The organism is Pedobacter deserti, from assembly GCF_024436415.1.
GTDB lineage: Bacteria > Bacteroidota > Bacteroidia > Sphingobacteriales > Sphingobacteriaceae > Pedobacter > Pedobacter faecalis.
Window position 1 is genome coordinate 1,933,908 of record NZ_JAFMZQ010000001.1, and the last position, 15,169, is coordinate 1,949,076.

At 44.4% G+C, this 15,169-nt stretch carries 11 protein-coding genes; 8 read left to right on the forward strand and 3 right to left on the reverse strand.

Annotation, left to right across the window (positions count from 1 at the left end; all coding sequences use genetic code 11):
- Positions 1-51: 51 nt before the first annotated feature.
- The 8 genes from J3P40_RS08770 (at position 52) to J3P40_RS08805 (ending at position 12,891) form a co-directional block, all read left to right on the forward strand.
- A complete protein-coding gene (locus J3P40_RS08770; RefSeq protein WP_256004762.1) occupies positions 52-3,150 on the forward strand; it encodes a SusC/RagA family TonB-linked outer membrane protein in 3,099 nt (1,032 codons plus the stop codon).
- 19 nt (positions 3,151-3,169) lie between these two features.
- Positions 3,170-4,822, forward strand: coding sequence for a RagB/SusD family nutrient uptake outer membrane protein (locus J3P40_RS08775; RefSeq protein ID WP_256004763.1), 1,653 nt, complete (start codon positions 3,170-3,172; stop codon positions 4,820-4,822).
- A 19-nt stretch (positions 4,823-4,841) separates the two neighbouring features.
- Positions 4,842-5,630 (forward strand): fasciclin domain-containing protein, encoded by a 789-nt coding sequence (locus J3P40_RS08780; RefSeq protein ID WP_256004764.1) that lies wholly within the window; start codon positions 4,842-4,844, stop codon positions 5,628-5,630.
- Between the two features lie 30 nt (positions 5,631-5,660).
- Positions 5,661-7,274, forward strand: coding sequence for a DUF5008 domain-containing protein (locus J3P40_RS08785; RefSeq protein ID WP_256004765.1), 1,614 nt, complete (start codon positions 5,661-5,663; stop codon positions 7,272-7,274).
- Between the two features lie 47 nt (positions 7,275-7,321).
- Positions 7,322-9,124, forward strand: a complete 1,803-nt coding sequence (locus J3P40_RS08790; RefSeq protein ID WP_256004766.1) for a DUF4983 domain-containing protein — start codon at positions 7,322-7,324, stop codon at positions 9,122-9,124.
- A gap of 18 nt (positions 9,125-9,142) precedes the next feature.
- Positions 9,143-10,573 (forward strand): carbohydrate-binding protein, encoded by a 1,431-nt coding sequence (locus J3P40_RS08795; RefSeq protein ID WP_256004767.1) that lies wholly within the window; start codon positions 9,143-9,145, stop codon positions 10,571-10,573.
- A gap of 29 nt (positions 10,574-10,602) precedes the next feature.
- Entirely contained in the window at positions 10,603-11,679 is a 1,077-nt protein-coding gene (locus J3P40_RS08800) for a PKD domain-containing protein (protein WP_256004768.1), read from the forward strand.
- A 141-nt stretch (positions 11,680-11,820) separates the two neighbouring features.
- Entirely contained in the window at positions 11,821-12,891 is a 1,071-nt protein-coding gene (locus J3P40_RS08805) for a PKD domain-containing protein (protein ID WP_256004769.1), read from the forward strand.
- A gap of 79 nt (positions 12,892-12,970) precedes the next feature.
- Here J3P40_RS08805 and J3P40_RS08810 read toward each other — a convergent pair whose 3' ends face one another.
- Genes J3P40_RS08810 through J3P40_RS08820 form a run of 3 tightly spaced genes read right to left on the reverse strand, consistent with a single transcriptional unit; the run spans position 12,971 to position 15,130 of the window.
- Positions 12,971-14,041 (reverse strand): carboxypeptidase-like regulatory domain-containing protein, encoded by a 1,071-nt coding sequence (locus tag J3P40_RS08810; RefSeq protein ID WP_256004771.1) that lies wholly within the window; start codon positions 14,039-14,041, stop codon positions 12,971-12,973.
- A gap of 31 nt (positions 14,042-14,072) precedes the next feature.
- On the reverse strand, positions 14,073-14,375 hold the full coding sequence (locus tag J3P40_RS08815; protein ID WP_256004772.1) for a response regulator: 303 nt from the start codon (positions 14,373-14,375) through the stop codon (positions 14,073-14,075).
- Between the two features lie 38 nt (positions 14,376-14,413).
- Positions 14,414-15,130 (reverse strand): pirin family protein, encoded by a 717-nt coding sequence (locus J3P40_RS08820; RefSeq protein WP_256004773.1) that lies wholly within the window; start codon positions 15,128-15,130, stop codon positions 14,414-14,416.
- Positions 15,131-15,169 lie beyond the last annotated feature (39 nt).

Here is a 15,169-nt window from a genome sequence, read left to right on the forward strand (position 1 = left end):
ATTATTTTGCTATCAATTTTTTTCAGCTGCATATTCGTATGCAAAGATTTGATGGCGCAAACCAGAAAGGTGACCGTGACCGGTACTGTGTATGACGCAGCCACCCGGGAAACATTACCGAGCGCAAACATTTACATTGGTACTCCACCTAAGGGGCTTGGGGCAACTAATGCCAACGGAGCTTTCTCGTTTGTTGTAGATGAGGGCTCAAAACTGATGTTCAGTTATACAGGATACGAAAGCAAAACCGTCACCGTTACAGCGGCTAACGCACGTTTGACCATCCTATTGAGCGAGAACAAGAACCAGATGGACGAGGTTGTAATCCGCGGTTATCAAAAGCGTACCCGTGAAACAACAACAGGGGCTTCTTATAACATCAGTGGTAAGGAAATCCAGGATGTTCCGGTAGCCAACATTGAGCAGTTGCTTCAAGGCAAAGTTGCAGGTTTGAACATCCAGAATAACACAGGAGCTCCTGGTTTGCGTGGGTCGGTATCCATCAGAGGACTTTCCACAATTGCAACAACAGGTTCCGGTGATGAGAAATTTCTTCAGCCAACTTCGCCTCTATATGTAATTGACGGCGTACCTATGGATGCGGATCGTGCTTCTGAGTTTGGTTTCCAGCAACAAGGATCCGGAGTAAGCCCGATGTCAATGATTCCCCAGGAGGATATTGCCAGTATCGAGGTATTGAAAGATGCGACAGCCACTGCGCTTTACGGATCAAGGGGTGCGTATGGTGTTATCCTTATTCAAACTGTTCGGGGGAAATCTGAGACGCCGCGTGTCCGTTACACAGGAAGGGCATTTTTAAGTAAAACTCCAAAATTAAGGGAAACCTACGGTGGGATTGCCGAGCGTAATATTAAGACTCAACAGATTCTTGACTATGCCTTGATTGAAGATTATTGGAGAATAAACCGTACGCCTTATTTGTCTGACAGTTTGAATGCTTATTATAACAACTCAACCAACTGGCAGGGGATCTATTATCAGGATACATATAATATGACACATAACGTCGCGATCGACGGTGGTACTGAGCAATTCAATTACAAAACCAACGTAGGTTATTTTTCTCAGTCAGGTGTTATTAAGAATACTGGCTTTGACCGTTACAGCATGAACTTGAACATGGAATACAAGCCTTCTACGCGCTTAAGGTTCTTTGGTGCCTTGATGGGGGCTTTAACAAACATTCAAAAGGCCGATGGTGTTGGTCTGCTTCAAACTGGTGTTGCCGACAACGGACAAACATCTTCATTGCTGCCGGGCCCGTCATTCTTTACCGCAAGCAGCCAGCAGTTGGCATCGCTTCGAGTACGTAACGATGCAGGACCGAAATACGTTAAAGCGAATATGGAAGCGACATATCAGTTGATCGAAGGTTTAACCTTGACGACCTTCGGTAGTTACGACTACAATCAGGATCACGATGATCGTTTTACTCCTGCAATTGCGAATCAGCAGTTTGCGCGGTTAAATGCATATAATGCTTATACCTCGGTATTGTATAACAGGAACAGTGCTGTATATCAAAGAGCTATCAACGACAGCCATAGCTTCAGCGTTAACCTTTTCACCGAGATGTTCATAAGAAACGGACAGTCAACTCAAACACGTCTTGACAGATTACCGAATGACCAGTTTGAAGGTCCGCTTGGTTATGACGGTTTCGAATCCAGAGGTGGCGGTGTGTTAAAAGGAAGTTTCCTGGATCAAAAGACTGTTTCGCTCGCTGCAGCGATTGGTTATGACTTCAAAAAGAAATACGTTGTCGATTTGACATACCGCGTCGATGGTTCGTCTGATGCGGGTAATGAAGACCCATATACGATTAACCCATCCATTGGTTTCAAATGGAACTTCAACAAGGAGAGCTTCTTTGGTTTTGCTAAAGACTGGCTTACTTTTGGAGATATCCGCTTAACAGCAGGGCGTAACATCTTCCCGATTGGTAGTCTGCAAGAGATTTACGGACGTTATGAGCCAAGAGGATTGTACAATAACAGCCCAAGTATTGGTATTGTATTCGAAAACGTTCCGAACCCATTGTTAAAGCCAAAGGTGGTAACACAGTATAATGCTGGTTTAGACCTTGGTTTGTGGAATGGTAAGCTGGATTTGATTTTTGACACTTATTACAAACAGGTAGACAATGAGAAATTTGATGTTAGACTGCCAAATACCCTGGCTTTCGAACGCTTTGTGAGTAACGACGCAGCCTTGGCTAACTATGGTTATGAAATATCCTTAACCAGCAGACCGCTTTCTAAAGACAGCAAGGTTAACTGGACGGTAATGGTTAATGGTGCGTGGAACACAGATATTCTGACACAGCTTCCGTCTCAGTACGGCGGCCAGTTCATTGACTGGGATACTGGCGAGAATCAGCAGCATTTGGCAAAACGCGTTGGTAGAAATGCGCTTGCTAACTACTTGATTATAAATCAGGGTGTGTACGCGAATACGTCAGACGTGCCAATTGATCCGGTAACAGGAGTAAGGTATCGTAACGACAATCCCTTAAACCATCGGGCATCATTCCAGGCTGGTGATGCGAAATTTTTCGACGCCAACAGCGACTATGTCTTGGATGAGCGCGATTACCAGGTATCAGGAAGTACTCAACCAACGCTGACAGGTGGTTTGTCAAATACCATTGGTTATAAGAATTTCTCATTAAACGTATATGCCTCTTACACGGCGCAGCGTTCAATCCTTAACAATGCATTAGCGCGTCGATTAAGATTAATGAATAATCCTTTCGGCGATGATGCGGTAGTTCCGCTAGACAAGCTTAATGTGTGGACTACGCCAGGTCAGGTTGCAAAATATGCGAACGCTTACGATTATGCGCATAATTCGTTCACGAATCCATTCCGTTTCGATCAGACGTTGTGGGAAGAAGAGGGTTCATACTTCAAGATCAATGAGGTTACCCTTTCTTATTCTTTTGATAAGAAGCTTGCAAAGCGTTTTGGACTGAACAGTTTCAGACCTTACGTAAACGCACAAAACCTGGTAACCTTTTCAGGCTATTCTGGACCTAACGCAGAAAACGTAACCGCGATTGGCCGGGATGCTTCCAATGGTTATCCTGTACCGCGTATCTATACATTTGGTGTAACAGCAGAATTTTAACAGAGGGGAATAAAAGGATATGAAAAAATTAGTTATTTATTTATCGCTGCTGGTAGCTGCCAGCCAATACGGATGTAAGAAGTTCCTTGACATTACACCTATTGATAAGCTTACCGGGAATAATTTCTATCAAACGGTAGATGATGTCGAAGCAAACATCAATCAGATGTACGGTTCGCTGTACAGCAAATATTCACAGACCGCTACTGCAGCAATTACCGGTGAGGCCCGTTCGGGAGAGGTAATTCCTGCCAACCAGGCAAGTGAGATAGACCGCTGGGCCGGCCGTGTAGGCGGTCATACGCGAATTGCACCAAACCCTAGTGGAAACACGACCCCTCAAACCATCCCCGGAAGCAGTTATAATGACTATACCGGGATAGAGGATTTATTAGATCCAGACCGGCCTTATTCATACAACCGTAATGGTAGCTTGGACTGGGCGCGATATAATTTTCGTTCCATCATGAACTGGAATCCTTACTATCAGGTTATTCAGTCGGCGAATATCCTTGTTGGAAAACTTGAAGAAGGAATTCCTGCCTTGAATGATGCTCAGACAAGGCGTTATATTGCTGAAGCCAAGTTTATCCGGAATTTTTGTTACCTGACCCTTGTCCGTTTGTACGGTGACGTGGTTTATTATACAAAACCGTTCCAGAAAGACCCACTTCCAAGGGAGAATATGGTTAGCGTGGTAAACAAATGTATCGCCGATATGAAGGCGAATTACAAAGATCTTCCACGCAAATTTACAGATCCTTCGCTTAGAGGTGTGCGCGCAACACAAGGCGCTGCCATTGGTTTGATGATGCATTTGAACATGTGGAATGCTGGATTCGACCTGAATAACCGGCCCGCGTACTGGAGTGAGACGGCTGCTTTAGGTCAAGAATTGATCACAAACGGGGATTTCAGATTATTAGATATTTCTGAGTGGAGTACAGTAACAAAGGGAAGGTCTGAGGAGAGTCTTTTCGAGTTGTTTAATACGATTAACTATAATATTGGGGGTGGTTTTGCTGCCAATCCGCGTGATTTTGGTTATAGCTTTACCCACTTCCCGTACAGAAGACCAGAGTATGTGAGCCGTTTCAACTATAATATCTTCACAGAGGAATATATGCGTAAGTTGTATCCAGATCAGACATCGCCAGACCTGCGTCTTAACACTTGGTTTGTCGCACCATTTGATCAGAACAATACCACCTTCCAGTTGCTAAAATTTGCAGGAAACACGCTTAACACCGGACAGGGTCCTGATGATGCGCTTGCGGCCGATAACAGCTATCTGATTATGCGTTATGCAGATGCAGTTCTTCTGGCAGCCGAGGCTAATGCAAACCTTGGGAACGACAATGATGCTATAGCTCAATTGCAGATAGTGCGTAAGCGAGCGTCTGTTCCAGCTTTCCCAGGTGCGCCCGGCGATACTCGTGGATTGAAAGACGCTATTTTTTGGGAGCGTGCTAAGGAACTTATGGGTGAGGGTCACCGTTATTTTGACCTCGTTCGTACCCGTCGGATTATGAACCGTGAATATGCGGATAACATCTTGACAACGGATAAGTTCAACAGGGGTGCCTGGACATGGCCTATTGAGAAATCTGCAAGGAATAATAACCCGTATATGACTCTGAATCAGTACTGGCAAAACTTAAGAAATAACTGATACAATTAGCACAAACATTATGACCAATAAATATTTTAAAACCCTAGCGCTTTGTTCAGCATTGCTGATCTTGCTAATCGGCGCGTGTAAACAGGACGATTATTATTTGGATGGGGGTAAGGCAGATCCTAAGTTCAACGGTAATATTCTGCAGTATCTGGAGTCGAATCCGGCTAAATTCGATACATTGGTTCGTGTGATCCGTATAGCTGGTCTTGAAGATATGTTTGCGAACGAGGAAATAACATTTTTCGCTCCGACAGACGAAGTTTTTCGCAGGACCATTGGCCAGGTGAACCGTACCTCGCAATTTAACGGTGATCCTTATGTAAATAAGTTGAACCAGGAGTTATTCAGGGCTGGTACTGATACCATTGCAAATTTCGAAGATGTGCCTGCGGAAATATGGCGTAGATATCTGATGCGTTATGTGTTCAAAGGAAAGATGAGGTTGAGAGACTATCCTCAGTTAGATCCGAACTTAAGGCAGTTATATCCGGGAGGTTATTTTTACACCTATGAGCGCGATCTTGCTAATATAGGTGTAGTATTCAATTCGGCTAACAATATTGCTTATGCCGGAGCGAGACAGATTAGTTTTTCATTTTTACCAGACCCTTCGAATCCGGAGCTTTATTACAGCGCAGCTGTAGCCACGTCTGATGTGCAGCCGACTAATGGCGTGGTACATGTACTGGCAGTTTTCGCAGGTGCAATTCAAATTGGTGAGTTGTTTGTTGACCCAGTGGGATCAGACAATTTTGGATTCAATTACGAGTTTAATACCGATGTTTTGCTAAATCGTTAATAGGAATTTGTAACGGATAAATTAAGAATCATGAAATATACATATACACCACTATTGACTTTGCTTCTTGCGGGTGCTGTGCTCACAGGTTGTAAGAAGTCGCAGGAAATTTTCGAAGATCCATACGCAGGCGGTGTTCCTGCATTGGGTATCATAGTCGACCCACAGTCGGTCGCGTCGCCAGCATCTGGTAATGCAGGGACTGTGGTTACCATTAATGCAAAAGGACTGGTCAAGTACTGGGATGAAAAGAGACTTAAATTTCTTTTCAACGGTGAGGAAGCGACTATAAAAAATGTTACCGACAGTAAAATTGAGGTTGAAGTGCCAGCAACTGCTAGCACCGGGGTTACCTCTTTTGTAGTCGATGGGCAATTGGTGTTCGGACCCGATTTCAGCGTGCTTGGTAAAGTGACTAAGGATCCTACATTTAGAGCGATCAACGGTGCCAATGGTTATGTGACCAAGATTAAGGAAGTAGCTAACGGTAACCTCATCTTCCTTGGCAATTTCGACAATTTCGACAACAAAGGTAACGTTCGACGCATCAACAAGATTGCACGAACGACCAAAGACGGAGTTTTTGATCGTACTTTCCAGATTGGAAATGGCGCAACCGGGCAGTTGAATGACATGGCCATTATTGGCAGTCAATTTTTCCCTGTAGGAGGTTTCGGCGGATTTGCTCAACGTGGCGGGATCAGCAACATCACCCGTATTGCTAACAACGGTGTAATTGACACCATGAAGGTAATTACTTACGAAAAGCGTGAGCGTTTTGTCCCCACATTCAATGGAGGAACAGACGGCGGTATTGATAATGCTTACGCCAGGGACGGAAAAGTTATCATATCCGGTAATTTCCGTTACTATGTATCCAGACGATACGATCAGCCTACGCGGGACTATAAAGACAGTACCATTTTGGATAGTATTGAAATGCGCCAGCTTGCACGGTTAAATCCAACTGACGGTACACTTGACAAAACCTGGAGATTTGATCCGAATGCAGTGGGTTACAAGGGTGAGCTAGGTAAAGGCTTGCCAGGCGCTAACGGTCCTATCCGTACTATTATGCACGACGATGGAAAGATTCTGGTATTTGGCAGGTTTACTACGTTCGATAATACAAATGTGGGCAGTATCGTACGTCTGAACGCAGACGGTTCAATCGATCAAACATTTAATCCGGGCGGAGCAGGTGCAGATCAGGATATCCTGTCTGTTAGTTACAACGCCACACTAAACAAATATTTAATTGTTGGGGCATTTAGAAACTATAACGGCGCTGCTGCACCTTTTATGGCGATGCTTAATTATAACGGCACATTAGATCAATCTTTCCAGGTTAAAAATATAACCGGAGGTCTGCCAGAATATGCAAAGATTTTGAGTGATGGACTAATCGTAATCGGCGGATCTTTCAAGTCTTACGGCGGTACCATAAGAAATGGGTTCATGATTTTGGATCAGACAGGTAGTCTTGCAGCTGGATATAACAATATTGGAAACGTCCTTGGAGGAGTATCTGATGTATTAGAGACAACATCTGCTGAAGGCAAACGTGCACTGCTTATTGTTGGAGGTTTCTTCACATTCGATAATGTGCCAACGAATAGAATAGTAAGGGTAACTTTGGATTAGTGATGAGAGATATAACAGAAAACCTGATGAATAATAAACTAAAGATTATGAAAACATTGAAGATGAAAGCCTGTTTAGGTGCGGCCGCCATGTTCCTGGCAGTGATCACCTCATCCTGTAACAAGGATTTTGACAAGGTAATTCCTGGTTCGCCCGATAACAACACCGACATTACCTATAAAACACCTAAAGTGCTTTATATCATTGCCGACGGCGCCAGGGGTCTGTCGGTACGGGACGCTAATGTTCCTAACATTAAGTCATTATTGCCTACCTCCATTTATACATGGAACTCGCTGGCAGACGTTAATGCGTTGAACTCTACAAACTGGGCAGATATGATGACTGGTGTAATGAAAGAAAAGCATAACATTACAACAGAGGATTTCGCAAACAATAAGCTGAGCGATTATCCGGTAATCTTCAAGCGTTTAAAGGAAGTCGACGCGAATATTAAAGTCGCTTCGTTTGCTTCAACAGCGGCTTTCAAGAACAACCTGATGGCAGATGCAGATGTGTCTCAGTTGTACAGTAATGATGATCAGGTTAAAGCCGGTATCATCGATTACCTTAAGGGCGAGGCGGCTTCTGTTGTAGTAGGACAGTTTTCTAACATTCAGAAAGCGGGGCTAGCCTCTGGTTTCGATAACGAGTTCGCTACTTACAAGACAGCTATTGAGCAGTTCGACGCACAAGTTGGCGAGATCCTGAATACCTTGAAGAGCCGCGCTAATTACCCGAAAGAAAATTGGCTGGTTATTATTACTTCAAGTCGTGGCGGTACTTATGCATTACCCCCTGCGCAGGACGACAAAACCTTGTTCAGTAACACCAATGCAAATACGTTCACGATTTTCCATAGTGCAAGCTATAACCAAACAATCGTAGCTAAGCCGTTCCTGGGTAACATCTTCGACGCTAAATCTGTTCGTTTTAAAGGCGAGCCGGACAAGACTCAGGCCCTCTTAGATCCAGTTAAATCTGCTCAGTATTTTAACTTCGGCGAACAGGGAAGTTTTACGGTATCTGTAAAGATTAAAAAGCACAAAACCAAGAACACAGGTCGTGGTGATTACTATTATGCGTGGCCTTCTATCTTAGGTAAGCGTGATAATACCGGATGGGGAGGAGCCTCCGGCCGCCCAGGTTGGGATATTTGTTTATTCTATAATGGATGGCGTTTCTATGCTGCAGGTGGTGATGGCGATATGTTGAATGGTGTAGAGGTTGCCGGGGCAGACTTTAGTGGAAATGCATGGCATGATCTCACTTTTGTTGTAGAGAGGAAAGCTGACAAAGCAACATATGTGCGCCTATATACAGACGGTGTCAACGGGATGACCAATAAGCTTACCGGTGCAAGTACTGCAAATCCTGTTGCCGGTGAGTTCAAGCTTCCTGCTAATACAAAAGTTAACTTTGATAACAATGCGCCGCTCCGTTTAGGCTGGACCAGTGGCGAGACTGATGGACAATACGGAATTATTGACGTAGAATTGGCAGAATACAAAATATGGGGCGTGGCGCTGTCGGAAACCGTGATTAAACAGCTTGCTTGTGAGCCTGAAATGGATGAGAACGCACCGAATTATGACGATTTAGTTGGCTACTGGAGACTTGATGAGGGATCTGGTAATGTGTTAAAGGATCAAATATTTGGGAATAATTTTACACTCCAAGGTACTTACTCGTGGAGTACGTTCTCGGAGTTGTTGTGTACACCAAACAACACAACGCTGAATACTCTGGTACCTAAAAACGCGGATATTCCAGCTCAAATTCTTAGTTGGTTCAATATTGCCCGTCAGGAAGAGTGGGGTATCGATGGCAGGGTTTGGATCTCTAACTAATTTTAATTTAGAAAAGTAATGAAAAGAATTTTAACATATACGCAGATCGGCCTTTTGGCCGCTGCGTTCCTGGCATCTTCTTGTGAGCGAGAAAAGTTGGACGATGTGTTTGCAGAGGGGCAGTTCAAGTCCGTTAGCGTTTCGATGCCAAAAGAGGTAGTTGTTGGTACAGGAAGCAACGCAACACTTTCTTCTGATGCATTAACCTTACCGGTTACCATTAATTTTGACGCGCCAACTTCGAGGGCATTTGTCGTAAACCTGAGTTCAAATGTTGATACTATTCAAACGCTGATTGATAACAATACGCTTCCGGCAGGTACCATTGCACTTGGGGAGGGTGATTTTTCTTTGCCACCGGTGTTAAATGTACCAATCGGGGTAACCAGTGCATCTTTTGATCTGGTTATCGGTAGGTCTTTCCTGGAGCGAAATCATGGAAAAAATGTAGCATTGGCTGTAAAGGTTACAGACGCAGCAAAAGGTAATGCGATTAAAGCAGGACAAAACTCTACTGTGCTTACCATTAAGACAGGAGAGGTACTTACAGCAGATGATGTCCATTTGGTTGGTTTTAATACACAGAGCAATGTTACAACTGTGTCGACCTTTTCAAGAGGTTCTCAGGATATCACTGTTTCGATACCGTTGGTATTAACAGGTGAAGCTGGCTCTCCGTTTACGGTTGATGTTGCTGAGGCTCCTGAGGTGGTTGCCCAAATAACCCCTCAGCATGAACTCATTCCGGATGCCGAATGGAGCATCGTAGCTACCAACATCCGTTTTGTAACCAATTCAAATGTTGCTACTCTAGAAATTAGTGCGCGCAGAAACAAACTTACGTCTGTAGCTCAGGGCGGCAAAATGTGGGCTGTTGGTTTAAAGCTAACTAACCCTAGCCGTTACGTGCTCAATGAGAACAAGAGTTCATTAGTTGTCGTATTTAACCCAGACACTTTCCGTCCATACAATGATTCGGGACCGTTCCGTGTGTTAGGTGCTATAGGTGCTACCTCGCCAATGATTGTTGCTGCGGAGTACGATTATGGTGGTCAGGGAATCTCTTATAACGATAACAATAGTAAAGACGGAGACGCGAATTTCCGTTATCCTGACGGAGTAGATGTATCGGCTGACTACAATCCTCGATCAGTTATCGGCTGGACAAATGCAGGCGAATGGCTAACTTATTCGGTGATTGTCGAAGAAGCTGGTGTTTATGAGATGAACATGATCGCTGGTGCTAATAATGCCGATGGTCGTTATAAGGTTGAATTTGGCAGCACTGTGGTAGCTGAAAATAAGGCTGCTACAAATACAGGAGGTCATAACAACCAGCAACCGCACTATTCAGAAGTGACTTTACCTGCAGGCAGACACATTATGAAGGTGACCTGGACTGCTGGTAACCATGACTGGAGAGGTATTGTTTTCAAACGTCTCAGATAATTAGGTATTAACTTTTAATGATATTTGATATGAATAAGTTATTGAAGCCCCTTTTGTTTTTGTTCTTTGCCGCTGCCATTGCATCATGTTCAAAAACTGACGACCCGGGTTTAACTTTCGAACCGGAAGGCACTATGCCTGTTGTAGACTTTGATATCACTGCAGGTGATGATCCGTTTACCTGGAAGTTTACCAACAAAACCTCGAACTTTAAAGAGGTAACCTGGCGATTTGGGGACGACAGCGTTGCCTACGATAATGCTCCGGAGCACGTGTACATGACAACCGGAAAGTTTCAGGTTACCTTAACCGCCACATCTGAGTCGGGCAAAACAGCCCAGGTATTAAAGGAAATTACTATTGATCCGAATAAAATTGTTGGAGTTACCGCACAGAAGACAGCCACCCCAAACAAACTGGCCTTTGCTGCTGAAACCGATCCTAGCGTGCAGGTTAAGGCTTTGAAGTGGACGCTTACTGATAAATCGAGACCAAGCCCGAGAGTCAGCACGAGTGAATCCCTTACGCCGCAATTCGATCTGCCAGCGGGTGCGATATCACCGGTTGAAGTACGGTTGACAACAAACAAGGGTTCAGTAGCCGTTGTTACCAAAGATGCAGGTACTGAAGGTATTGTTACCAATTTTATGACGAGTCTGGTTGCCTACAATGTATCTGAAGAAGGTGGATTTAACAACGAAAAATCAGATCGCCTGTTCGACAAAACGACTGACGATAAGTTTGTACTCGGATGGTCTTCAGGAAAGACCTGGAATGTGATCATGGAATTCGCAGGTCCGGAAAAGATGATCTACTATAGTTTATCGAACGGAAATGACTCACCAGGCAGGTCTCCTAAGAGCTGGACTATGGAAGGTTCAAACGATAAGGCCACATGGACTCTGGTTGATTCCAAGACTATGGATAAGCATTTTCACCAGCAACTGGTAGATCGGGGTTTCCCGAACACCAATGCTGGAACAAGGTGGATTAAAATGTATTTTGGCGTAGATAACCCGGGTTCTTATAAATACTATCGGTTCACGATCACCTCCAACTTTGGCGACGGATTATTGCAGTTCGGGAATATTATCCTTTTCAAGTAATATGTCTGAATTGTCTTAAACTTGATGACTTCAAAGAAGGGCGCCCAAATGGCGCCCTTTTTCGTTCTATCACATTTTGATTACACTGGCACATCCGTAGTTTTTTAGCGCTATTTTTGCTATAACATTAAAAAACAACGCATGAAAAAATTAATTAAACCATTGATGTTCATCTTTCTTGCAACAGCAGTTATTGCCTGTTCGAAAGAGACACCAGTCGAAGTCGTCGAAGACGAAGGGACCCGGCCCGTCGTTGACTTCGCAGTAGAACCAGGAGATGACCCCTTTACCTGGAAGTTTACCAACAACTCGTCAGACTTTAAGGAAGTGACCTGGCGTTTTGGAGATGACAGTGTTGCCTACAGTAACGACCCCGAACACGTTTACATGACAACCGGTACATTTCAGGTTACGCTCACAGCTACTTCCGAATCTGGAAAAACTTCGCAGTATTTGAGAGAGATCACCATTGACCCGAATGAGATCTTAGGCATCAGTGCTACGAAAACCGGTACACCGAATGAGCTGGCTTTCAAGGCGCAAACGGATTTAGATATTGAATCTATTGAGTGGAGGTTCACAGATAATTCGACGCCAGCAACTAAAACGTTTATTTCTGACGATTTGGAGCCACTATATAAGGTGCCTACCGGGGTAATTGTTCCGGCTAGAATCCAGCTGACCACCAAAAAGGGTTCTGTTGCAATCATTACCAAAGATGCCAGTACTGAAGGTATCGTGACCAATTTTATGGATGCGATGGTAGGGTATACCGTTACAGAAGACAATACCGGTAACGCCAACGAGAACGCAACGAAGTTGTTCGACAGAAAAGATGACAACAAATTTCTGATCGGTTGGGCGGCGGACAAAGTCTGGAACGTAACCATGGAGTTCTCGAGCGCTCAGACCTTGAAATTCTATAGCATCGGTAACGGAAACGATTCGCCAGATAGGGATCCGAAAATCTGGACTATGGAAGGATCTAACGACGGCGAGAACTGGACAATCCTTGATTCGCGTTCCATGGAAAAACACTGGACAGACCAGTTGCTCGAAAGAGGATTTCCAAATACGGACGCCGGTCTGGACTGGAAGAAGTTCTACTTTGCGGTTAGCAACCCTGGATCTTACAAATACTATCGCTTAAACATCAACGAGAACTTCGGTAGCGGTGCGATCCAGTTCGGCGAGGTGATTCTATTCAAGTAGCTCCTCAGATTGGTTTAGCGATATTTTATAATTTAGTCCTCAAGGTGTGTGTAAGAACCACTTTGAGGATTTTTTGTTTTTACCGCGGTTGATACTCATACGGTAACTGATCGCCAATACGCTTGCGTCCCCAAAAACCGCTGATCAAAAAACTCCGATAATCTACATAGCTGCCTTTTGCATCGATCTTCGCCTGTTTTAAATAGGGTTTCATAATCGACCCGGTCTTTTCCATGTATTGCTCAAGGCTTTCCTTATCCATGTTCCGATCTGCGGATGCGGCTTTTTTACGGTCGAAAACAGTATACATCCTACTCGGCAGTTCAATGGTTACGAAAGTGCTGTCAGCCCGGTAAGCAATTTGGTCAAGCGAAACCGGTCGTGGGTCAATCTGCATCGGATTAACCCCGTTCTTAATAGAGTAGGTGAGAAAGCCCTCTTCTCGGAGTTGATTATTATAAAAAGCCCGGAAATAGTGCATGAGCGAACCCTCGTAAGCTAGCTTCCTGTTTTCCTGCCAGACTGCCTTTTGTGCTTCGCTGCCCTCCAGTTCTTCAAAAATACACTGACCGTCGTAGCTTGTAGTACCCGTAGCCTGGTTAAAACGGAAGTTCCGCAACAGATATTTGATTCGATAGCCTAAGCTCTGGTTGTCGATAATCAGAAAGTCATCCGTTACGCCCTCAATAATTTTTTTATTCGTGCTGAAATCGATGATCTGCGGATTAACCAGTTTACACTGTTTGGCATTGCCCGACTCTCCGATGAAGTTCTTGATGAATATCTTCATAAACTTTTCCCGGGCAGCGTTATTTCCGATGACGACCTCTTTAAGGATTATTGCCTTATCGGCCATGCGTATGTCCAGTACAGGCGAAATCGCCTGAATGTTGGTGTTTTGCTTCACAGGCTGGTAACCCATCATATTAACCACCACCTGATAAGTGCCGGGCAACAGGTTTTTGAATGCAAAGCCGCCGTCTTTAGTCGACCGTGTGATGCTTTGCGAGCCATCGATAAAAACCGTGGCAGCTTCTATCGGTTCGCCTTTGCTGTTTTTTACAAATCCGGAAATGGTAAAGGTTTGCTGTGCCATACCCGTAAAAATGGCTGACGATAGCAGGAGGAGCGTTAATATAAACCTGATCATGATTGCGAAAATTGATTGTTTAGCTAATATACTAAACCTTTCCCAAAGCCCCGTAAATCTCCGTAAACAACAGCCCGCTGCCGCCGCCATAGTGAAACACAACCGGAACGCGATTGCGCGAGCGCTCAATGGTGGTAACCAGTTCCTGCTCTTCTTCTTTGCTGAGCCCGGCACCGATCAGCACCAGGTCGTACGCTGCCGAACGGAACATGGTAAGGGCCTGGTCGACCGTATTAATGCCCGTACCATGCATGTTCGGATTGCTGTTGATCAGTCTGATAATGGTTTCGAGTATTTCATGCTCGGTAGATACTACAAGGATTTGTTTTTGCATAACCTTATAAAAACAATTAAGTCATTATAAATATAGCATTAAAAGTTCATAGGTACTTCCATCAAAAGAATTTCAGCTCCTGCGCTTGCGGTGATCGAGATGTTTTCCGTTTCCCAAACACCGTAGCCGTCTCTGGCATGAAGTTCCTGGCCCTCAACTATAGTCGACCCGTTGATGACAAATACATATAAGCCATTGTCTTTGTTTTTTAGCGGGTAACTAACCGTCGTTTCAGCATCGAACTTTCCGATGTTAAACCAGGCGTTCTGATGTATCCAGACCCCCTCATCATTTGCATCGGGTGATAATACCTGGGTAAATGTATTAGGTGTTAAACGCTCACTATATTTTAGCTGCTGATATCTTGGCGTTACGTTCCGCTGATTTGGAAACAGCCATATCTGCAGAAATTGAACCGTCTCCTGGTGGTTTTTATTGAACTCCTTGTGATAAATCCCTGTCCCGGCGCTCATGACCTGGATCTCGCCTTCCTCTATAATGGCTATATTGCCCATGCTGTCTTCATGCTTGAGAGCGCCGCTCAGCGGGATGGAAATGATTTCCATATTGTCGTGCGGGTGTTCGCCAAAGCCCATGCCACCGCTAACGGTATCGTCATTAAGAACGCGCAAGGCGCCAAAGTTAATACGTTCAGGATTGTAGTGCTTACCAAAGCTAAAGGTGTGGGCGCTTTTAAGCCATCCGAAGTCAGATTTGTCCCTTGTTGATGCCAGATGTAAGATTGATTGTGCCATGGCCATTGTGATTAATAGTTGTTTTCTAAACTGTTAATA